The sequence below is a fragment of the Pseudomonas sp. NCHU5216 genome, assembly GCF_052156495.1.
GTDB lineage: Bacteria > Pseudomonadota > Gammaproteobacteria > Pseudomonadales > Pseudomonadaceae > Aquipseudomonas.
Window position 1 is genome coordinate 1 of sequence record NZ_JBQLIX010000020.1, and the last position, 18,382, is coordinate 18,382.

21 protein-coding genes, 1 tRNA gene and 1 pseudogene are annotated in these 18,382 nt (G+C 63.9%); 11 read left to right on the plus strand and 12 right to left on the minus strand.

Annotation, left to right across the window (positions count from 1 at the left end):
* Nucleotides 1-185: 185 nt before the first annotated feature.
* The 4 genes from ACSVIK_RS14975 to ACSVIK_RS14990 form a co-directional block, all read right to left on the minus strand.
* Complete coding sequence (locus ACSVIK_RS14975) at nucleotides 186-1,574, minus strand: adenylate/guanylate cyclase domain-containing protein (RefSeq protein ID WP_442445067.1); 1,389 nt, start codon at nucleotides 1,572-1,574, stop codon at nucleotides 186-188.
* A gap of 165 nt (nucleotides 1,575-1,739) precedes the next feature.
* On the minus strand, nucleotides 1,740-2,057 hold the full coding sequence (locus ACSVIK_RS14980; protein ID WP_442445068.1) for an Mpo1-like protein: 318 nt from the start codon (nucleotides 2,055-2,057) through the stop codon (nucleotides 1,740-1,742).
* A 54-nt stretch (nucleotides 2,058-2,111) separates the two neighbouring features.
* A complete protein-coding gene (locus ACSVIK_RS14985; protein WP_442445069.1) occupies nucleotides 2,112-3,566 on the minus strand; it encodes a TrkH family potassium uptake protein in 1,455 nt (484 codons plus the stop codon).
* Between the two features lie 4 nt (nucleotides 3,567-3,570).
* The gene (locus tag ACSVIK_RS14990; RefSeq protein ID WP_442445070.1) at nucleotides 3,571-5,025 is read right to left on the minus strand and encodes a TrkH family potassium uptake protein; all 1,455 of its coding nucleotides are present in this window, start codon (nucleotides 5,023-5,025) and stop codon (nucleotides 3,571-3,573) included.
* A 166-nt stretch (nucleotides 5,026-5,191) separates the two neighbouring features.
* Here ACSVIK_RS14990 and ACSVIK_RS14995 point away from each other — a divergent pair, with 166 nt between their 5' ends.
* Together ACSVIK_RS14995 and ACSVIK_RS15000 are read left to right on the plus strand one after the other, a co-directional pair.
* Nucleotides 5,192-5,563 (plus strand): YkgJ family cysteine cluster protein, encoded by a 372-nt coding sequence (locus ACSVIK_RS14995; protein ID WP_442445071.1) that lies wholly within the window; start codon nucleotides 5,192-5,194, stop codon nucleotides 5,561-5,563.
* 227 nt (nucleotides 5,564-5,790) lie between these two features.
* The gene (locus tag ACSVIK_RS15000) at nucleotides 5,791-6,360 is read left to right on the plus strand and encodes a nitroreductase family protein (RefSeq protein WP_442445072.1); all 570 of its coding nucleotides are present in this window, start codon (nucleotides 5,791-5,793) and stop codon (nucleotides 6,358-6,360) included.
* A 153-nt stretch (nucleotides 6,361-6,513) separates the two neighbouring features.
* On the opposite strand, the gene ACSVIK_RS15005 is transcribed toward ACSVIK_RS15000, so the two are convergent.
* The 5 genes from ACSVIK_RS15005 to ACSVIK_RS15025 all read right to left on the minus strand — a co-directional run bounded on the left by ACSVIK_RS15005 (nucleotide 6,514) and on the right by ACSVIK_RS15025 (nucleotide 9,987).
* Nucleotides 6,514-7,836 (minus strand): sensor histidine kinase, encoded by a 1,323-nt coding sequence (locus tag ACSVIK_RS15005; protein WP_442445073.1) that lies wholly within the window; start codon nucleotides 7,834-7,836, stop codon nucleotides 6,514-6,516.
* Between the two features lie 67 nt (nucleotides 7,837-7,903).
* On the minus strand, nucleotides 7,904-8,308 hold the full coding sequence (locus ACSVIK_RS15010) for a Spy/CpxP family protein refolding chaperone (RefSeq protein WP_442445074.1): 405 nt from the start codon (nucleotides 8,306-8,308) through the stop codon (nucleotides 7,904-7,906).
* A gap of 142 nt (nucleotides 8,309-8,450) precedes the next feature.
* Complete coding sequence (locus tag ACSVIK_RS15015; RefSeq protein ID WP_442445075.1) at nucleotides 8,451-9,128, minus strand: response regulator transcription factor; 678 nt, start codon at nucleotides 9,126-9,128, stop codon at nucleotides 8,451-8,453.
* A 5-nt stretch (nucleotides 9,129-9,133) separates the two neighbouring features.
* On the minus strand, nucleotides 9,134-9,481 hold the full coding sequence (locus tag ACSVIK_RS15020) for a translation initiation factor 2 (IF-2, GTPase) (RefSeq protein WP_442445076.1): 348 nt from the start codon (nucleotides 9,479-9,481) through the stop codon (nucleotides 9,134-9,136).
* Nucleotides 9,482-9,687: 206 nt separating this feature from the next.
* On the minus strand, nucleotides 9,688-9,987 hold the full coding sequence (locus tag ACSVIK_RS15025) for a YciI family protein (protein WP_442445077.1): 300 nt from the start codon (nucleotides 9,985-9,987) through the stop codon (nucleotides 9,688-9,690).
* Nucleotides 9,988-10,101: 114 nt separating this feature from the next.
* On the opposite strand from ACSVIK_RS15025, the gene ACSVIK_RS15030 reads away from it, so the two are divergent.
* The 7 genes from ACSVIK_RS15030 to ACSVIK_RS15060 all read left to right on the plus strand — a co-directional run bounded on the left by ACSVIK_RS15030 (nucleotide 10,102) and on the right by ACSVIK_RS15060 (nucleotide 15,653).
* The gene (locus tag ACSVIK_RS15030) at nucleotides 10,102-10,968 is read left to right on the plus strand and encodes a PHP domain-containing protein (protein ID WP_442445078.1); all 867 of its coding nucleotides are present in this window, start codon (nucleotides 10,102-10,104) and stop codon (nucleotides 10,966-10,968) included.
* A 13-nt stretch (nucleotides 10,969-10,981) separates the two neighbouring features.
* Entirely contained in the window at nucleotides 10,982-11,611 is a 630-nt protein-coding gene (locus ACSVIK_RS15035) for an L-threonylcarbamoyladenylate synthase (RefSeq protein ID WP_442445079.1), read from the plus strand.
* Nucleotides 11,612-11,655: 44 nt separating this feature from the next.
* On the plus strand, nucleotides 11,656-12,870 hold the full coding sequence (locus tag ACSVIK_RS15040) for a tryptophan--tRNA ligase (protein ID WP_442445080.1): 1,215 nt from the start codon (nucleotides 11,656-11,658) through the stop codon (nucleotides 12,868-12,870).
* A gap of 134 nt (nucleotides 12,871-13,004) precedes the next feature.
* Nucleotides 13,005-13,703: a segregation and condensation protein A gene (locus tag ACSVIK_RS15045; protein WP_442445151.1), complete on the plus strand. Its 699-nt coding sequence runs from the start codon at nucleotides 13,005-13,007 to the stop codon at nucleotides 13,701-13,703.
* Nucleotides 13,700-14,494, plus strand: coding sequence for an SMC-Scp complex subunit ScpB (scpB, locus tag ACSVIK_RS15050; RefSeq protein WP_442445081.1), 795 nt, complete (start codon nucleotides 13,700-13,702; stop codon nucleotides 14,492-14,494). The genes ACSVIK_RS15045 and scpB overlap by 4 nt, the downstream gene beginning before the upstream one ends.
* Before the next feature lie 93 nt (nucleotides 14,495-14,587).
* Entirely contained in the window at nucleotides 14,588-14,770 is a 183-nt protein-coding gene (locus ACSVIK_RS15055; protein ID WP_442445082.1) for a DUF1289 domain-containing protein, read from the plus strand.
* A gap of 157 nt (nucleotides 14,771-14,927) precedes the next feature.
* Complete coding sequence (locus ACSVIK_RS15060) at nucleotides 14,928-15,653, plus strand: amidotransferase (RefSeq protein WP_442445083.1); 726 nt, start codon at nucleotides 14,928-14,930, stop codon at nucleotides 15,651-15,653.
* A gap of 547 nt (nucleotides 15,654-16,200) precedes the next feature.
* Here the strand turns inward: ACSVIK_RS15060 and ACSVIK_RS15065 are convergent.
* The gene (locus ACSVIK_RS15065; RefSeq protein ID WP_442445084.1) at nucleotides 16,201-16,890 is read right to left on the minus strand and encodes a crotonase/enoyl-CoA hydratase family protein; all 690 of its coding nucleotides are present in this window, start codon (nucleotides 16,888-16,890) and stop codon (nucleotides 16,201-16,203) included.
* 400 nt (nucleotides 16,891-17,290) lie between these two features.
* On the opposite strand from ACSVIK_RS15065, the gene ACSVIK_RS15070 reads away from it, so the two are divergent.
* Both ACSVIK_RS15070 and ACSVIK_RS15075 read left to right on the plus strand, forming a co-directional pair.
* Nucleotides 17,291-17,497, plus strand: a complete 207-nt coding sequence (locus tag ACSVIK_RS15070; RefSeq protein WP_442445085.1) for a hypothetical protein — start codon at nucleotides 17,291-17,293, stop codon at nucleotides 17,495-17,497.
* A gap of 94 nt (nucleotides 17,498-17,591) precedes the next feature.
* Nucleotides 17,592-17,681: transfer RNA gene (locus tag ACSVIK_RS15075), tRNA-Ser, on the plus strand.
* Between the two features lie 121 nt (nucleotides 17,682-17,802).
* Here the strand turns inward: ACSVIK_RS15075 and ACSVIK_RS15080 are convergent.
* Nucleotides 17,803-18,066 carry a type II toxin-antitoxin system Phd/YefM family antitoxin gene (locus ACSVIK_RS15080; protein WP_442445086.1) on the minus strand — a complete coding sequence of 88 codons (264 nt, stop codon included), beginning with the start codon at nucleotides 18,064-18,066 and terminating at the stop codon, nucleotides 17,803-17,805.
* Between the two features lie 108 nt (nucleotides 18,067-18,174).
* A pseudogene (locus ACSVIK_RS15085) lies at nucleotides 18,175-18,309 on the minus strand (DNA-binding protein); the annotation flags it as partial.
* Nucleotides 18,310-18,382 lie beyond the last annotated feature (73 nt).

Sequence of the window (18,382 nt, forward strand, 5' to 3'; positions counted from 1 at the left end):
GGGGGGTGTTGGGGGGGGGGGGGGGGGGGTGTTGGGTGCGGCGGGGGGGGGGGGCGGGGGGGGGGGGGGGCGCCCCCCCCCCCCCGGCCGCTCGGAAGCAGTACGCCGCTGGAGTGTTGGGCGTAAGTTGTGGTGCCGGATCCAACATGGACCGGCGGACTGTTCGCTTCGCTCCTGAGTCCACCCTACAGAATGACCTTGTCGCGTAGCTTCTCGGCGGCCTGGTTGAGCGCCTGGATCACGCGCTCCTTGTCGTAGTTCTGGATGCCGTTGGTGTCCAGGTACATGGAGAAGCCCGGCAGTTCATGCTCGACATAGCTGGAGGTGGCGCCGAGGTCGCGGCGGAAGTCCACCACCTGGTAGATCTGCACCGGGCGGGTGAAGCCCTTGACCGTGATCTGCCCCTTGTCGCGGCACATGATCACGTCCTTGACCAGCGAATAGGCCTCGTGGGAAATCAGGATCTCGCCGGCTTCGGCGGCGCTCTCCAGGCGGCTGGCCAGGTTCACTTCGCGGCCGATGATGGTGTAGTCCATGCGCGTGTCGGCGCCGAAGTTGCCCACCGTGCAATAGCCGGTATTGAGCCCCATGCGGATTTCCAGCGGCTTGGTGATGCCCTGGGCGCGCCACTGCTGGCGCAGCACTTTCATGTGCTTGCGCATGGCAATGGCCATGGACACGGCGGCCACGGCATCCTTCTTGGCGCCCAGGCTGCTGGGGTCGCCGAAGAACACCATGACGCTGTCACCGATGAACTTGTCGATGGTGCCGCCGTATTTCAGGGCGATCTTCGACATCTCGTTGAGGTAGGTGTTGAGCAGGTCGGTGAGCTGCTCGGCTTCCAGTTCTTCGGTCAGCTCGGTGAAGCCCTTGATGTCGGAGAAGAACACCGTGAGCTTCTTGCGCTGGGTTTCCAGGCGCACGGTTTTCTTGCCGGTGAAGATCGACTCCCACACCTGGGGGGACAGGTACTTGGCCAGGTTGCGCGCCAGGCGCGCGGCTTTTTCCTGCTCGCGCTTGATCTCGGTACGCGCCTGCGCCAGGCGCAGGCCCTGCTGGTGCACGAAATAAGCGGTGATGCCGATGTACAGGGCGGTGAACAGAATGCTGACCAGGCTGACCAGGGTCGGGGTCGCCGTGTTGTCGGGAATATGGGTCACGGCCGCGCACAGCGCCAGGGCGGCGAGGGCCACCAGCAGGGCCATGCCCAGGTAGTACAGGCCGCCGATCACCAGGGCGCTGAAGCTCAGGGTGAGCAGGAACATCAGGCTCGGTACGCTGGAAAAGCCCAGCAGCACGATACTGGCGCCGGCATGCAGGGCATCGACGAACAGCAGGCCGAGATCGGTCTGTTGCGGGTGATCGGGCTTGAAACGACGGCTGACCTGATAGGCCAGGTGGGGGTAGAGCAGGGCGTAGGGCACCATCCACAGGATGTCATAGCCGAAGTGCCCGATTGCCGTACCGGCTGCGATGCAGGCGGCGGTGGCGATGTAGGCCAGCACGCGGGAATAGTATTCACGCAGCGGTGGTGTCGGCAGACTGCTGACCCGGCTGGATATGGCTGGCTTCATGTACGCAAAGAGTCCCTGCAGGAAAGGTGACACCTCTTGTGGGTGCTGACGATTGGCAAGTCTCGTTCCAGAGCCTTGCAGGGCAGGATCATAACCAAGCGAGTTGCGGCCAGCCAAGCATCACCGCTAAACGGCACTTGGCCAGTATCCAGACGGTCATGCGTTTCAGAAACGGATACGCCCGGTGAAGGCATCCTTGAGCATCACCCAGTCGCCCATCAGGCTGTACAGCGGGTACTGGAAGGTGGCGGGGCGGTTCTTCTCGAAGACGAAATGGCCGACCCAGGCAAAGCCGTAGCCGGCCAGCGGGATGGCCAACAGCCACAGCCACTGCAGCGTGAGCAGGGCATAGGCGAGGATCGCCAGCACCAGCAGGCTGCCAACGTAGTGCAGGCGGCGGCAGGTGGCGTTGCTGTGCTCTTGCAGGTAATAAGGGTAGAACTCGGCGAAGCTCTGGAAGCGTTCGTGGGGCTGGGTGGTCATGGCGCACCTCCTATTATTGTCGTGCGCCCAGTCTAGGGGCTGGGCGCCTGTCGCTCAATGCCGCCAGAACGCGGGGAAGAACAGCACCAGCACGGTAAGGATTTCCAGGCGGCCGAGCAGCATGCCCAGGGTCAGGATCCATTTGGCCAGATCCGGTATGCCCGCGTAGTTGCCCGCCGGGCCGACCATCTCACCCATGCCCGGGCCGACCCCGGAGACCATGGCGGCGGCGCCGGTCAGAGCGGTGATCCAGTCCACCCCACACATGGCCACGCCCAGGGCGAGGCTGGCGATGGTGATGGTGTAGAAGAAGGCGAAGGCGAGGATCGAGCGCACGATATCCTCGTCCAGGCGGTGGCCGTTGTACTGCTGCTTGATCACCGCGCGTGGATGGATGAGCTGCTTGAGGTTGGCCTTGAGCAGGATGTAGGCCACCTGGAAGCGGAAGATTTTCAGGCCGCCGGCGGTGGAGCCGGAGCAGCCGCCGACGAAGCCCAGGTAGAAGAACATCATGCTGGCGAAGGGGCCCCACAGGTGGTAATCGCCCACGGCGAAGCCGGTGGTGGTCATGATCGAGGTGATGTTCACCGCCACCAGGCGCAGCGCGTCGAACCAGTGCAGGTCGGTGGTGAACCATTTCCAGCACGCCAGGATCAGCCAACTGCCGATCAGCAGCAGGAGGAACCCGCGCACCTGGGCATCGCGCAGCAGTGGCCGATAGTTGCCACGCAGGGCGGTGACGTAGAGCACGAAGGGCAGGCTGCCGAGCACCATCACCAGCACCGCCACCCAGTGGATCGCCGGTTGCTGCCACTTGCCCAGCGAGGAGTCGGAGGTGGAGAAGCCGCCGGTGGCGATGGCCGACATGGCATGGTTGATCGAGTCGAACAGGCCCATGCCCGCCAGCCAGAACGCCAGCACGGCCAGGGCGCTGAGGCCGAGATAGGCCAGCACCATGTACTTGGCGACCATGTGCGAGCGCGGCATGACCTTGTCCGAGCGATCCGAGGATTCGGTCTGGAACAGGCGCATGCCACCGATACGCAGCATCGGCAGGATCGCCACGGCCATGGCGATGAAGCCGATACCGCCGAGCCAGTGCAGCAGCGAGCGCCAGATCAGGGTGCCGGGGGACATCTCGTCGAGGCCGTTGAACACGGTGGCGCCGGTGGCGGTGATGCCGGACATGCTCTCGAAGTAGGCGTCGGTGATGCTGGCGCGCTCGGCGAAGACGAACGGCAGGGCGGCGAATATCGACACCAGTACCCAGCTCGAGACCGTCAGCATGTACATGTCGCGCGGGCGTAGCTGGGTCTGCTCGGGGCGCCCCTGGGCGATCATGGCCATGCCGCTCAGCGCGGTGATCAGGCTCGACCAGAGGAAGGCGTCGATCTCCTGTGGGCGCTCGAAGACCAGCAGCGTGACCACCGGCACCAGCATGCTCAGCGCCAGGGTGAGCAGGAAGATGCCATTGATGAAGGCGAGGATGCGCAGTCGGGAAACCGGCATTGACTCAGCTCTTCCAGAAGGCGCGGGTGACCAGCACCAGCACGGTGAGAATTTCCAGACGGCCGAGCAGCATGCCGATGCTCAGCAGCCACTTGGCCGAGTCCGGCAGGCTGGCGAAGTTGCCCGCCGGGCCGATGATCGGGCCGAGGCCTGGGCCGACGTTGCACACGGCAGTGGCGGCGCCGGTCAGCGCGGTGATCCAGTCCAGGCCGGTCAGGGTCAGGGCCAGGGCCAGCACGCCGATGGTGATGGTGAAGAAGAACGAGAAGGTGATCAGCGAGCGGACGATTTCCTCGTCCAGGTTGTGGTCGTTGTACTGCTGCTTGAGTACCGCGCGCGGATGCACCAGTTGCATCAGGTTGGCCTTGAGCAGCACGTAAGCCACCTGGAAACGGAAGATTTTCAGGCCGCCCGAGGTGGAGCCGGAGCAGCCGCCGACGAAGGTGAGGTAGAAGAACAGCAGCACGGCGAAGCTGCCCCAGGTGGTGTAGTCGCCGAGGGCGAAGCCGGTGGTGGTGACCACCGAAGTGACGTTCACCGCGACGATGCGCACCGCATCCAGCCATTCATAGTTGGAGTTGAGCCACAGCCAGGTGCCGAACACCAGCCAGGTGAGCACCAGAAAGCCGAGAAAGCCGCGCACCTGATGATCCTTGAACAGCGCCTGGCGATTGCCACGAATGAAGGCGACATAGAGCATGAAGGGCATGCCGCCCAGCAGCATCAGCACCACTGCCGTCCAGTGCACGGCGGGCTGCGGCCAGTTGGCCAGTGACGAATCCGAGGTGGAATAGCCGCCGGTGGAGATCGAGGTCATGGCGTGGTTGAGCGCATCGAACAGGCTCATCCCCGCTGCCCAGTAAGCCAGCACGCCGAACAGGGTGATGGCGACATAGACCAGCAGCAGGTACTTGGCAGCCATGTGCGAGCGGGGCATGACCTTCTCGCCCCAGTCCGAGGATTCGGTCTGGAACAGGCGCATGCCGCCGACCCGCAGCAGCGGCAGGATGGCCACGGCCATACCGATGAAGCCGATGCCACCGAGCCATTGCAGTAGCGAACGCCAGATCAGGATGCCCGGGGACATGCTGTCCAGGCCGGTGAGCACGGTGGAACCGGTGGTGGTGATGCCGGACATGGTCTCGAACACGGCATCGGTGTAGCTGATATGGGCAATCAGCATCAGCGGCAGGGCGGCGAAGCTGCACACCACCAGCCAGCTGCCGGTGGTCAGCAGGTACATGTCGCGGGGGCGTAGCTGGGCATTGTTCGGCCGCCCGGGAATCACCAGAGCGAGGCCCGTGGCCAGGGTGATCAGGCTCGACCAGAGGAAGGCCTCCAGGTCTTCCGGGTGTTCCAGGATCAGCAGCGTCAGCATGGGAATGGCCATGCTCAAGGCCAGTGTGATGAGAAAGATGCCGATGATGAAACCGATGATGCGTAACGTCGGCAAGGCCATGTGCTGTGGACTCTGGCGAGTGGCGGAAGACGCGCCATTCTACCTGTGGCCCCGAGCCTGTAAACCGGCAGGGTTCGGACTTGCTGTCGGGGGCTTTACAAGGCCATGGCGAATCATAGAATAGCCGCCAGTTGCCGGCGCCCGCCGGTTTCCGAGTCCTTCATCCATGTCCGAAGCCAATCCCTGCCTGACGTGCGGCGCCTGCTGCGCGTTTTTTCGTGTGTCCTTCTTCTGGGGCGAATGCCAATCTGCCGGCGGTACCGTGCCGGACGAACAGGTCATCCAGATCAGCCCGCACTATGTCGCCATGCGTGGCACCGAGTCGAAGCCGGCGCGCTGTGTCCAACTGCTCGGTGACGTGGGGTGTGGCGTGCGCTGCACCCTGTATGAACAGCGCTCCAGCAGTTGCCGGGAGTTCGAGGCGTCCTGGGAGAACGGCGTGCACAACCCGCGTTGCGACGAAGCGCGCCGCGCCCACGGCCTGCCGCCCCTGACCCCGCCGGTGCAGCCGGTGGTGACGCCGGATCGGGTAGCTTGAAGGCAGCTACAAGCTGCAAGCCACAAGCTTCAAGTTAAGCGCGTAGCCCGGATGCAATCCGGGAGCTGTAATCCCCGGATTGCATCCGGGCTACGGTTTGACTGACTTCGGCATCCGCCCGCACATTGCTCAGCTTGCAGCTTGCAGCTTGCAGCTTGCAGCTTGCAGCTTGCAGCTTGCAGCTTGCAGCTTGAGAATGCTTCATTTTCAGCCTTCCGGAGGTGGCGATGGATGCCCTCGACGCTCTGCTCAACCGTGTTTCCGTTCCTCGTCTGGTGGAGCCTGCCCCTGATGCCGCGCAGCGCGAGCTGCTTTTTCGGGCGGCGCTGCGGGCGCCCGATCATGGCCAGTTGCGGCCCTGGCGCTTTCTGACCGTGGAAGGCGAGGCCCGTGTGCGCATGGGTGAACTCTTCGCCGAGGCGCTGCGCCATGCCGATGGCGAGGCCACGCCAGAGGCTCTGGACAAGGCCCGCGGCATGCCACTGCGTGCGCCGCTGCTGGTGGTAGTGATCGCCCGCTTGCAGGCCCACCCCAAGGTGCCCGAGCTGGAGCAACTGCTCGCCGCCGGCTGTGCCGCCCATGGCCTGTTGCTCGCTGCCCATGCCCAGGGCATCGGCGCGGTCTGGCGCACCGGCGACATGGCCTACAACGCCCATGTCGCCAAGGGGCTGGGCCTGAGTGAGGACGAGCGGCTGATCGCCTACCTTTACCTCGGCACCCCGGAGCGCGAGCTACGCCGCGCGCCGGAGCTGGCCGTGAGCGACTTCGTCAGTGCCTGGGATGGCGCCGATTCATGAGCGATAGGGTCTGGCTTGGTGCCAGACCCTTTTCGCGGATAGATCCGCTCCTACCGACCGTGCATCCAGGCACATTCTTTTGTAGGAGCGAATTCATTCGCGATCATCGCCGCTCCGGCGCCACCCCTCTTGCGAACGAATTCACCGACAGGCTTATCCCTTCGCTGCTTCGAGCGGCAACTCCAGGGTGGCGATGAAGCCGCCGTGCGGGTGATTGCGCAATGACAACTCGCCGCCATGGCGCTGAGCCGCGCGGCGGGCGATGGCCAGGCCCAGGCCGTGGCCGGCGTCGCTCTGGCCCGGTGCGCGGAAGAAGGGCTTGCCCAGTTCCGACAGATGTTCGGGCGCCACGCCGGGACCATGGTCGCGCACGCTCAAGAGCAGTTGCTGGCCCTGGCGCGTGGCGCTGATTTCGATGGGCTGTTCCGCTGGGTTGAAGCGCAGGGCATTGCGCAGCAGGTTGTCCAGGGCACGCTCGAGCATGTCCGGCCAGCCCTGTACCACCAGCCCCTTGTCCAGGCTAAGCTGGATGCGCTGTTGCGGCGCGCTCAGGCCTGCGTCTTCCTGCAACTTGGCGAAGAGGGCGGCCAGATCCACCGGCTGAGCGGCGCCCGGCGCGGCATCCAGGCGGGCGAGGGCGAGTATCTCGCTGATCAGCGCTTCCAGGCGGTCGCATTCCTGCTGCAGGCGCGGCCAGAGCCTTTCGCGCTCCTGCGGCTCGGCGCGTTCGGCCAGGGCCAGGGCGATGCGCAGCCGCGCCAGGGGCGAGCGCAATTCATGGGACACGTCGCGCAGCAATTGCCGCTGGCTGCCGATCAGCCCCTGCAGGCGTTCGCCCATGCGGTTGAAGTCCTTGGCCAGCAGGCCCAGTTCGTCTCGCCGCCTGGCCAGGCGTGCCAGGCTGTTCTGCTGGTAGGTGGTCTGCCCCAGGTCATGCACGGCGCCGCGCAGCCTGTCCAGCGGGCGGGTGATGGACAGGGTCAGCAGCAGGCTGAACAGGGTCAGCACCACCAGGGCGATGGCCAGGGCGCTGAGTGGCCAGAACAGGCTGTCACGGTGCCAGGCAGCCAGTTCCGGGTGGGGAATACGGTAGATGAACAGGTAGGTGTCGCCGCCTGGGCTGGTGTATTCGGTGGTCAGTTGTCGCCAGGGCAGGGGGCGATCGCGGTGGCGCTGCTCGTAGACGGCGGCGCGCGGTGGAAAGGTGCCCTTGACCAGGGGTTGACCGTTCTCGCCGATCACCTGGGTGTCGATGCGGAACTGCCGCTTGCGCGCTTCGAGAAAGGCCTGGGCGGCGCGCTCACCCTTGCGCTCGTAGAGTTCGACCCAGCGCTTGTCCAGGCCGTTCAGCCCGGGGTGGCGGTTGAGAATCCAGGCGTCCTGGTTGAGGGCGCGCCCCAGCAGCATGGCCAGGCCGGCGACCAGGGCCAGGGCCAGCCAGAAGGTGGCGAGGATACGCCAGAACAATGAGCGCACAGCAGAACCTCATGCAGAAACCGCCGGGCCCGGTTGGGCACGGCGGTGAGGGTGGGAGCCAGAGAGATTAGCTGGCCTTCTTGTCCTTCTCGGCTTTCCAGGCCTTGAACTCTTCCATTTCGGCGCGGCGCGCCTCACGCTCTTTCAGGTGCTTGTCGAAGGCTTTCTGCTGCTCTGGGTCGAGCAGGGCGCGGATGGCCTTGTGATTGTCTTCGCGGGCCTTGTCCAGGTCTTTCTTCATGGCCTGGCGCTGTGCTTCTGGCAGCTTGTCCAGGTAGCGGCGGGTGATCTGGTGACGGGCCTTCATCTCATCGCCCATCAGCTTGCGTACTTGCTGGCGCTGCTCCTTGCTCAGGTTCAGTTCCTTGAAGGGCTGCGGGCCGCGCTCGTGCGGGCCTGGGCCTTCGGGCATGGCCAAAGCCAGGGTTGGCAGGGTGGCGGCGAACAGCAGGGCGGTCAGGGTCTTGCGCATGGTGGTATCTCCTTGTCTCGAAGCCGGTCGTTACCGGATGGGCTCAGTATGCGGCGAGCAAGGTCAAGGGCCGTCAGGGCTGGGTAAAGCCTGGGTAAAGATCCTGGCCCCGGTGCTGACACCCCTTCACGGATAAATCCGCTCAGGGTGCGTAGAAGTAGCCACGACCGCGCAGCGAGAGGATGCGCGGCCGGCCATCGGGGTGTGGGCCGAGCTTCTTGCGCAGGTTGCTGACGTGCATGTCCAGGCTGCGGTCATAGAGGGTCAGTTTGCGGCCCAGGGCCAGTTGCGCCAGCGCCTGTTTGTCCAGCGGCTCGCCGGGTTGTTGCAGCAGGGCTTCGAGCAGGCGGCTTTCGGACAGGGTCAGGGGTATGTCATGGCCGTCGAGTGTGGCGATGCCACGGTTGGGGCTGAAACGCAGGTCGCCCAGTTCCAGTTGGCTGCTGGCCGGTGCCGGCGTGCTGCGGCGCAGCACGGCGCGCAGGCGGGCAGTCAGTTCGCGCGGGTCGCAGGGCTTGGCCAGGTAATCGTCGGCGCCCAGCTCCAGGCCGAGAATGCGGTCGAGCGGCTCGCCGCGCGCCGAAAGCATCAGCACCGGCAGTTCGGCATGTTCGCTGCGCAACTGCTTGAGCAGCTCCAGGCCATTGCCATCGGGCAGCATCACGTCCAGCACCACGGCATCCGGGCTCTGCTCGGCGAGCGCCTGGCGTGCGCTGGCGGTGTCGTGGCAGGCGGTGATGTGAAAGCCGTCCTGGGTCAGCCAACTGGCCAGCAGCTCGCACAGCTCTTGGTCATCGTCTATCAGCAGCAGACGGCTCATGGCGTTCAGTTGGTCCAACCGCGCTGCGGCTTGCGTTGCCCGCGCAACAGCGCGCCCAGCAGCAGGGATACCAGGCACAGCGCACCGCCGGTGGCGAACCAGGTTTGCTCTTCACTGAGCAGTTTGGGTTGAACCTGGGCCTGGCTTTCCTTGAGTTGCAGGCGCAGGCGCTGGTTTTCCTGGCGCAGGCGCTGCAGCAGGGCGTCCTTGCTTTCCAGCTCGTCGCGCGCTTGCTCGCTCTGGGCCAGGCGCTGCTCCAGCTCGGCGATCTGCGCCTGGTTGGGGGCGGTGGCCGACATGGCCGGCGGAGCCTCGGGGGGCGAGACTTCTTCGGCCTGAATCGTCGCGCTCATCAGCAGCAGGCCAGCCAGCAGGGCACCTCTAAAAACTACCTGCGTTGCCATCGCGGCGTTAAAAACAGGCTCAAAATGCTCATTTACAGCACGTAAACTGTGCTTTTTCGCCTGTTTTAGCCTTGCGCTGGCTGCCTCGCCTACGTTTTTAGAGGTGCCCAGCAGGGGCAGCGAGATCGAACGCATGGCGATTCCTTGTCGGCGTGTCAGGGGAAGACTTTCTTGAAGGGTTTGACCGTGACGCTGGCATAGACGCCGGCTGCGCGATAGGGATCGGCGTCGGCCCAGCTCTGCGCCGCTTCCAGGGACTCGAACTCGGCGACGATCAGGCTGCCGCTGAAACCGGCCGGGCCTGGGTCGTTGCTGTCGATGGCCGGGTGCGGGCCGGCCAGCAGCAGACGCCCTTGCGTTTGCAGTTGCTCGAGGCGCGCCAGGTGGGCCGGGCGGGCGGCAAGGCGATTTTCCAGGGAATTGGCAACGTCGGTGGCGATGATGGCGTAGAGCATCTCGATCCTTAGAACAAGGGAGGCGACAGGAAGGGCTTTATTTCCGACATGGCGACAGCCGGATGACGCATGTGGGGCATAATAACAAACATCAATTGCAACGAAAGCGCCGTCATGAATGTCGATCTGCATTGCCACAGCACCGCCTCCGACGGTGTTCTCGCCCCAGCCGTGCTGGTGCAGCGGGCGCATCAGCGCGGCATTCGGCTGCTGGCATTGACCGACCACGATACCATCGAAGGCCTCGATGAGGCCCATCGCGCAGCGCTCGATCTCGGCGTGCATCTGGTCAATGGCATCGAGCTGTCCTGCACCTGGGGCGGTGCCACCATCCATGTGCTGGGGTATGCCTTCGAGCGCGAGGCGCCGGCCCTGCGCCAGGCCATCGAGGCCCTGCACCATGGGCGCTGGCAGCGTGCCGAGGAAATCGACCGGCGCCTGGCGGCCAAGGGCATGCCCGGTGCTCTGGACGGTGCGCGGGCGGTGCAGCAGGAACTGGGCGACAGCGGCAATGCTCCGGCGCGCCCGCATTTCGCCGAGTTCCTGGTGCGCGCCGGGCACGTGCGCGACCGTGCCGAGGCCTTTCGCAAATGGCTGGGTGCCGGCAAGCTGGGTGATGTGAAACAGCATTGGCCGGAGCTGGAGGCGGTGGTCGATACCCTGCGCGCCGCCGACGCCTGGATCAGCCTGGCGCATCCCTGGCAGTACGACTTTACTCGTAGTAAGCGTCGGCGCCTGGTGGCCGCCTTCGCTGCGGCAGGTGGGCATGCCCTGGAAGTGGTCAACGGCATGCAACCGGCCGAGCAGGTCGGTGGCCTGTCGATCCTGGCGCGCGAATTTGGTCTGATGGCCAGCGCCGGCAGTGATTTCCATGCCCCCGGCGATTGGTCCGAACTGGGCCTGTACCGTCCGCTACCGGACGATCTGACGGCGCTCTGGAAGCGCTTCGAGCATGCACAGTCCATTGCTGTCAGCCCATGAACAGGGAGCGAGTGTGAGTCAATTCTTCCAGATACATCCGGAGAACCCCCAGGCACGCCTGATCAAACAGGCCGTGGAGATCATCCGTGCCGGCGCGGTGGTGGTGTATCCCACCGATTCGTCCTACGCCGTAGGTTGCGCCATCGGCGACAAGAACGCGGTGGAGCGCATTCGCCGCCTGCGCCAGCTCGACGACAAGCACAACTTCACCCTGGTCTGCCGTGATCTGTCCCAGCTCGGCCTGTTTGCCAAGGTCGATACCGCCGCCTTCCGCCTGCTCAAGAACCACACGCCGGGCCCGTACACCTTCATCCTCAACGCCACCCGCGAAGTGCCGCGCATGCTGCTGCACCCCAAGCGCCGCACCATCGGCCTGCGCGTGCCCAGCCATCCCATCGCCCTGGCGCTGCTGGAGCAACTGGGCGAGCCCTTGATGAGCGTCAGCCTGATCCTGCCCGGCGATGAACTGCCGCTGTCCGATCCCTACGAGATGCGCCAGTTGCTCGAGCATCAGGTGGACCTGATCATCGACGGCGGTTTCGGAGGGCTGGAGGCCTCTACGGTGATCAATCTGGCCGGCGACAGCCCGGAAATCATCCGTGCCGGCTGCGGCGATCCGGCACCCTTTGCCGAAGAGGCCTGAGTGCTGGCTATAATCGGGACTTTTCTCGTTCAGGGTAGAACCTCTTGAGTGCCATCGACTCCGGTCGCCGTGTCATGTCGGGCATGCGCCCGAGTGGCCGCCTTCACCTCGGCCATCATCAAGGCGTGCTGAAAAACTGGGTGCGTTTGCAGCATGAGTACGACTGCTTCTTCTGCATCGTCGACTGGCATGCCCTGACCACCGACTACGCGCAGGTCGACAATCTGCAGCAACACGTCATGGACATGGCCATCGACTGGCTGGCGGCAGGCGTCAGCCCCAGCTCGGCGACCCTGTTCGTGCAGTCGCACGTGCCTGAGCATGCCGAGCTGCACCTGCTGCTGTCGATGATCTGCCCGCTGGGCTGGCTGGAGCGCGTGCCGTCCTACAAGGAGCAGCTCGAACGGGCCACCGGCAAGGATCTGTCCACCTACGGCTTTCTCGGTTATCCGCTGCTGCAGGCGGCGGATATCCTGCTCTACCGCGCCGGCCTGGTGCCGGTGGGCGCTGATCAGTTGCCGCATATCGAATTCGCCCGCGAAGTGGCGCGGCGTTTCAACCATCTGTATGGCAGCGAACCGGATTTCGAGACCAAGGCCGAGGCCGCCATCGGCAAGCTGGGCAAGAAGGTCGGCAAGCTCTACCGCAACCTGCGCCGTGCCTATCAGGAGCAGGGCGACGCCGAGGCGCTGGAAACCGCGCGGGCCCTGCTCAAGGAGCAGAGCAACCTGACCCTGGGTGATCAGGAGCGCCTGTTCGGCTATCTGGACGGTGACGGCAAGGTGATCCTCGCCGAGCCGCAGCCGCTGCTGGGGGAGCTGGCGCGGATTCCCGGCCTGGACGGGCACAAGATGTCCAAGTCGCGCAGCAACGCCATCTACCTGCGCGACAGCGAGACGGAAGTGGAAGAGAAGCTGCGGCGCATGCCCACCGACCCGGCACGGGTGCACCGCGACGACCCCGGCGAGCCGCAGCGCTGCCCGGTATGGTCGCTGCACCAGCTCTATTCCAATGACGAATGCATGCACTGGGCGCTGGAGGGCTGCCGCAGCGCCTCCATCGGCTGCCTGGACTGCAAGAGCGCGCTGTGCAGCTCGATCCAGCGCGAATTGGCGCCGCTGCAGCAGCGTGCCATCGACTATGAAGACAGCCCGGAACTGGTGCGCAGCATCCTCGCCGAGGGCGCCGAGCATGCCCGTGACGAAGCGCGCGAAACCCTGGCCGACGTGCGCAAGGCCATGGGCCTGAACAACCGCTGATGGAGCCCGTGGCGATGAGCGATGGCACGACCCCCGAGCCGCAGGCCGGCGCCCAGCAGGAGCTGCCGTTCGCCCTGGTGTATGGCGAGGCGGTCACCGAGCTGCCGCTGGATCTGTACATCCCGCCGGACGCCCTGGAAGTGTTCCTCGAAGCCTTCGAGGGGCCGCTCGACCTGCTCCTGTACCTGATCCGCAAGCAGAACATCGACATCCTCGACATTCCCGTGGCCGAGATCACCAAGCAGTACATGGGCTATGTCGAACTCATGCATTCGGTGCGCCTGGAGCTGGCCGCCGAGTACCTGGTGATGGCCGCCATGCTTGCCGAGATCAAGTCGCGCATGCTGCTGCCGCGCTCCAGCGAGGCCGAGGAAGAAGAGGACGACCCGCGCGCCGAGCTGATCCGCCGCTTGCAGGAATACGAGCGCTTCAAGTCGGCCGCCGAGGATCTCGACGAGCTGCCGCGCGTTGGCCGCGACGTGCACATACCGCGCCTGGATGCCCCCGAGGCCAGGGCGCGCAAGCTGTTGCCGGATGTCAGCCTGGAAGAACTGCTGCTGTCGATGGCCGAGGTGCTGCGCCGCGCCGACATGTTCGAGAGCCACCAGGTCACCCGTGAGGCGCTGTCGACCCGTGAACGCATGAGCGAGGTGCTGGAACGCCTCAAGGGCGGCGGCTTCGTGCCTTTCGTCGAACTCTTCGCCCTCGAAGAAGGGCGTCTCGGTGTGGTGGTGACCTTCATGGCCGTGCTCGAACTGATCAAGGAATCACTGGTCGAGCTGGTGCAGAATGAGCCCTTCGCCGCCATCCATGTCAGAGCCCGTGCCGAATGAACCTGAGCGACCCCAAAGACCTGGCCCAACTGCTCGAGGCCTTCCTCCTCGCCTCCGGCAAGCCGCAGTCGCTGGAGCGCCTGTACGAGCTGCTCGAGGAGGGCGAGCGCCCCGAGCCCGCGCAGTTTAAGGCGGCGCTCGAAGTGCTGCGCCAGTCCTGCGAGGGCCGCGCCTTCGAGCTTCGTGAAGTGGCCTCCGGCTACCGCCTGCAGGTGCGCGAGCGTTTCGCCCCCTGGGTCGGGCGCCTGTGGGAAGAACGCCCGCAGCGCTACTCGCGGGCCTTGCTGGAAACCCTGGCGCTGATCGCCTACCGCCAGCCCATCACCCGCGGCGAGATCGAGGAAGTGCGCGGCGTGGCAGTCAACAGCAACATCACCAAGACCCTGCTCGAACGCGAGTGGATCCGTGTGGTGGGCTACCGCGACGTGCCGGGGCGCCCAGCCATGTTCGCCACCACCAAGGGCTTTCTCGACCACTTCAACCTCAAGAGCCTGGACGAGCTGCCGCCGCTGGCTGCGCTGCGCGAGCTGGAGCCCGAGCCGCAACTGGCCCTGGACGACGAGGCCGAGGTGCCGGCAGGCCTGCAGGCACGCGCCGACCTGGTGCTGGAGGAGGGCGAGCCCGAACCCGCCGAACCGCGCGAGGAAACCAGCTTCCGCAGCCTGCTGGCCGAACTCGACTCGATGGAAGAAGGCCTCAAGACCGACTTCGACGACCTGCGTCAGGCCGAAGACGAGCCGCCAGCCGAGCAGGTGCAGGCCGACCTCGAAGGTGACGAAACCTTGCATTGAAAGGCTCAACAGGCCGCATGCAATCCTTCAATCCCGCCGCTGTGCACGTATTCCTTATGCTGCGCGCACATCCCAAGGTCGAGGACGCGCATCATGAGCAAGAGCCCCTGCATCAAGGTCTGTGAATTCAAGCAGGATATCTGCCTGGGCTGTGGCCGTAGCCGCCAGGAAATCAAGGCCTGGAAACGCCTGGACAAGATCGAGCGCCTGCACCTGCTGGCCGAGGCCGAAATGCGCCTGCTGAGCCTGCAGGCCAGAGGGCTGCGCAAGTCGTGAACTTGTCAATTTTTATTGACATCCGTTCGCCGTCTGGCATCGTCGCATTCTTGGAGCCAATAGCCGTGAAATCGGGTTCGGCTATTTCAATGCACAGGTAGCTGTGTTAAGTAAAACGCACGAAAACACCCTTGTCGTGCACAATCCAGGAAACCCCATGTCACTGCGTATCTGCATTCTGGAAACTGATTTACTGCGCCCCGAACTGGTCGAGAAGTACCACGGCTACGGCCAGATGTTCGAGCAACTGTTCGCCAAACAGCCGCTGGCCGCGGAGTTCAGTATCTACAACGTGGTGGAGGGGCATTACCCGCCGGACAGCGAGCATTTCGACGCCTACCTGGTCACCGGCAGCAAGGCCGACTCCTTCGGCAGCGACCCCTGGATCCAGAAGCTCAAAGAGTACCTGCTTGACCGCTACCAGCGCGGCCACAAACTGCTGGGCATCTGCTTCGGTCACCAGTTGCTGGCCCTGTTGCTCGGCGGCAAGGCCGAGCGCGCCGAGCAGGGCTGGGGCGTGGGCGTGCACCACTACCGTATCGCCAGCCAGCCGCAATGGATGGAACCCGCGCTGGACAGCCTGCAACTCTTGATCAGTCATCAGGATCAGGTCACCCGCCTGCCGGAAAACGCCACCTTGCTCGCCACCAGCGATTTCTGCCCGAACGCCGCCTACCATATCGGCGATCAGGTGCTGTGCTTTCAGGGCCACCCCGAGTTCGTCCACGACTACTCGCGCGCGCTGCTCGACCTGCGTCAGCAGCATCTGGGCGACAAGGTTTACCAGAGCGGCATCGACAGCCTGCATCAGGAGCAGCAGGGCAGCACGGTGGCGCAATGGATGATGCGCTTCGTCGCCCAGGGGCGTGAGGCCAAGGCCTGACCGCTGGCGGGACGAAAAACAAAACCCGGAACAGGCTTCCGGGTTTTTTCTGTCTGCGTTTCGCCTGGCGGCGCGTAGGGCGGACTCAGGAGCCTAAGCGAACAGTCCGCCCTTGGCTGCCCTAACACTCAAGCACTCCGTGCTACTTCTGAGTTACCGCAGGTTCAGGCGCGTGCAGCGCCCGCCCAGGAGGGCGAACGGAATCCTCGTGGAAGAGGTTGAGCGACATGGATGTCGCGAAAGCCACGATGGGCCAGGGATGGCCCACCGCGGCGGGCCTCTGGAGCGACGATGGAGTGAGCGAACCCTGGCGCAGCCAGGGCCGGATGACCGGGCGGAGGGTTTTGGTTACTTTTGTCGGGCCGGCCATCCGGATACAAAAGTGACTCGCCCAGGAGGGCGAAACCAAAGACATCAGCAAAAACGCGGCAATTCGGAACAAGGCAGAAGAACCCCAATACCTTATTGCCATTCCAATGTCCGGCATCCCCCCTGAAATGTGATGAGCCTTTTTTCTTGGCTTTCGCTGTTGTCCTTAGACAACGCCTCAGTTCATATGCTGCCTGTCCAGGGCGATGGCGGCGTCCAGGTTTTCCAGCAGGGCCTTGCGCACCTTGAGCTTGGTGTTGCGGTGCGCGGTCATGTTGATCTTCTTGAGCTGCTGCGCGGCGGCCAGGGCCGTGGCCTGCAATGCCTCGACCGGCACCACCTTGTCGAGGAAACCGGCTTCCAGCGCCCCTTGCGGGTCGAACATCTCGCCATTGATCACCGAGCGGTGGAAAGCCGACTTGCGCAGGCGGTCGCGCGCCAGCTCGATACCGACATGGTGCATGGTCATGCCGATCTGTACCTCGTTTAGGCCGATATTGAACGGGCCTTCCACACCGATACGGTAGTCCGCCGACAACAGAATGAACGCCCCCTTGGCCACGGCATGGCCGGGGCAGGCGACGATGATCGGGTAGGGGTGCGCGAGCATGCGCCGCGCCAGGGTGGAGCCGGCGGCAACCAGCTCGATGGCGTTCTGTGGGCCGGAAGTCATCACCTTGAGGTCATAGCCACCGGAGAGAATGCCCGGCTGGCCGGTTATGATGACGATGGCGCGATCCTGCTCGGCGCGATCCAGCGCAGCATTGAAGGCGGTGATCACTTCCGGGGAAATGGCGTTCACCTTGCCGTTGCTCAGGGTGAGGGTGGCAATGCCGTCTTCGAGTTGGTAGCTGATCAGGTCGCTCATGGCGGTTTCCTTGTTGGGCCTGCGGGCAGTGTGAGGCAGAAGGTACCCAGGCCGCCGTGCCGGGTAAAGCGCCGTGACCGACTGGCCAGTCAGGCTTTTTGCCTATCGCCGTCATGCAATGTGCCTATTGGCCGCCGAAGGGCGCCGCTCTCTAGAGTGCAGAGGTGTTTACAGGCCGTTGAAAAACGTAGGCGAGGCAGCCAGTGCAAGGCGCAACGACCAACGGGAGTAACAGCCAAAGGCTGGCCCGAAGGGTGAGCGCCAGCGAATCAAACAGGCGAAAAAGCGGAGTTTACGAGTTGTAAATGAGCATTTTGATCGGACTCGCGCACGAGCCTGTTTTTAACGCAGCAATGGCAACGCAGGTAGTTTTTCAACAGCCTGTTAGGGGAGTCTGATGATGAAAGTTCTATATGCCCTGGCAGCGCTGATGCTGTTGTCGGCCTCGATCCTGCTGAGCCTGCAACCCGAGTGGCACACGCCTCTGGGAGCGGCGCTGCTCTTCGTGGTGGGCCTCTGCGTGTCCCTGAGCTTCCTGCTGTTCGGCCGCATGCGCTTCGACGACCTGCTCGCCATGCCGCCCGAGGAAACCCAGGCGCACAGATAAGCGTATGAATCCTTTAAAAAAATGTTTGCCTTCGCGGAATCATTCGACTACATTAGCGCGCCTCGACAGGCTACACGCCAAAACGTCGAGATCCGGTGAAGTGTCCGAGTGGTTGAAGGAGCACGCCTGGAAAGTGTGTATACGGGAAACCGTATCAAGAGTTCGAATCTCTTCTTCACCGCCACTTTCGCAAAACCCCTGCAGGGAAACCTGCAGGGGTTTTTGCTTTCTGGCTTTCCAGTCCCGTCGATAGCAGTCTTCTCGGCATTTATCCGGGCTAGCGTTCCATCAATGGGCCGCTGCTGCTACCAGTGCAGCTCCTTCGAGCATTCATCGACAGCTTCGGCCATGCCTTCCTTTATGGCTTCATGCATGTGGGCAATGGAGAGCAGATGCAGGGTTGCCTGAATGGCGTCCCAATCCTCAGCAGAGAGCAGGACAGCATTCGCTCGCTTGCCACGGATCAGAACAGGTTCGTGAGTGTCGGCTACTTGCTCCATCAGTTGGTAAAGGTTGCTGCGTGCGTTGCCGGCAGTAAGGATGCGCATGGCTTGGGGTTCCGAATTCATGCGATAAGCCTACGCTAAATCATACGCCCTGTCGGTTTGCCATTTTGGCAAATGGCTTGAACGTAAAGCTGTCCTGTCGTGCTCATAGGGCGCTTGTTTGGCTTGCTCTGGGTATGACCTCTCCATTGCCCAGGCGCGTGCTACCTCGTACGTCAGGCCGTTGCGGTCGGCTCAAGAATCGACGGTTTCCACGTCCTGTTGCGGGCCTATCAGCTTTGAAGGTTCCAGCTCTTCCAGTTCCATGCTCGTTCCGTCACTATTCGTGTCAATGCCAGTTATTCAGCACTGCGTTATCCAAAATGGATCGTATCGAAAC

Coding starts and splice junctions, on each gene's coding strand:
- ACSVIK_RS14980 (WP_442445068.1), bottom strand. CDS start 2,057: ATGACCACCCAGCCCCACGAACGCTTCCAGAGCTTCGCCGAGTTCTAC.
- ACSVIK_RS15025 (WP_442445077.1), bottom strand. CDS start 9,987: ATGCTCTACGCCATCATCGCCACCGACGTTGCCAATTCCCTGGAAAAT.
- ACSVIK_RS15000 (WP_442445072.1), top strand. CDS start 5,791: ATGGATGCCCTCGACGCTCTGCTCAACCGTGTTTCCGTTCCTCGTCTG.
- ACSVIK_RS15015 (WP_442445075.1), bottom strand. CDS start 9,128: ATGAGCCGTCTGCTGCTGATAGACGATGACCAAGAGCTGTGCGAGCTG.
- ACSVIK_RS14990 (WP_442445070.1), bottom strand. CDS start 5,025: ATGGCCTTGCCGACGTTACGCATCATCGGTTTCATCATCGGCATCTTT.
- ACSVIK_RS15030 (WP_442445078.1), top strand. CDS start 10,102: ATGAATGTCGATCTGCATTGCCACAGCACCGCCTCCGACGGTGTTCTC.
- ACSVIK_RS15010 (WP_442445074.1), bottom strand. CDS start 8,308: ATGCGCAAGACCCTGACCGCCCTGCTGTTCGCCGCCACCCTGCCAACC.
- scpB (WP_442445081.1), top strand. CDS start 13,700: ATGAACCTGAGCGACCCCAAAGACCTGGCCCAACTGCTCGAGGCCTTC.
- ACSVIK_RS15065 (WP_442445084.1), bottom strand. CDS start 16,890: ATGAGCGACCTGATCAGCTACCAACTCGAAGACGGCATTGCCACCCTC.
- ACSVIK_RS14985 (WP_442445069.1), bottom strand. CDS start 3,566: ATGCCGGTTTCCCGACTGCGCATCCTCGCCTTCATCAATGGCATCTTC.
- ACSVIK_RS15070 (WP_442445085.1), top strand. CDS start 17,291: ATGAAAGTTCTATATGCCCTGGCAGCGCTGATGCTGTTGTCGGCCTCG.
- ACSVIK_RS15080 (WP_442445086.1), bottom strand. CDS start 18,066: ATGAATTCGGAACCCCAAGCCATGCGCATCCTTACTGCCGGCAACGCA.
- ACSVIK_RS15060 (WP_442445083.1), top strand. CDS start 14,928: ATGTCACTGCGTATCTGCATTCTGGAAACTGATTTACTGCGCCCCGAA.
- ACSVIK_RS15020 (WP_442445076.1), bottom strand. CDS start 9,481: ATGAGCGCGACGATTCAGGCCGAAGAAGTCTCGCCCCCCGAGGCTCCG.
- ACSVIK_RS14995 (WP_442445071.1), top strand. CDS start 5,192: ATGTCCGAAGCCAATCCCTGCCTGACGTGCGGCGCCTGCTGCGCGTTT.
- ACSVIK_RS15055 (WP_442445082.1), top strand. CDS start 14,588: ATGAGCAAGAGCCCCTGCATCAAGGTCTGTGAATTCAAGCAGGATATC.
- ACSVIK_RS14975 (WP_442445067.1), bottom strand. CDS start 1,574: ATGAAGCCAGCCATATCCAGCCGGGTCAGCAGTCTGCCGACACCACCG.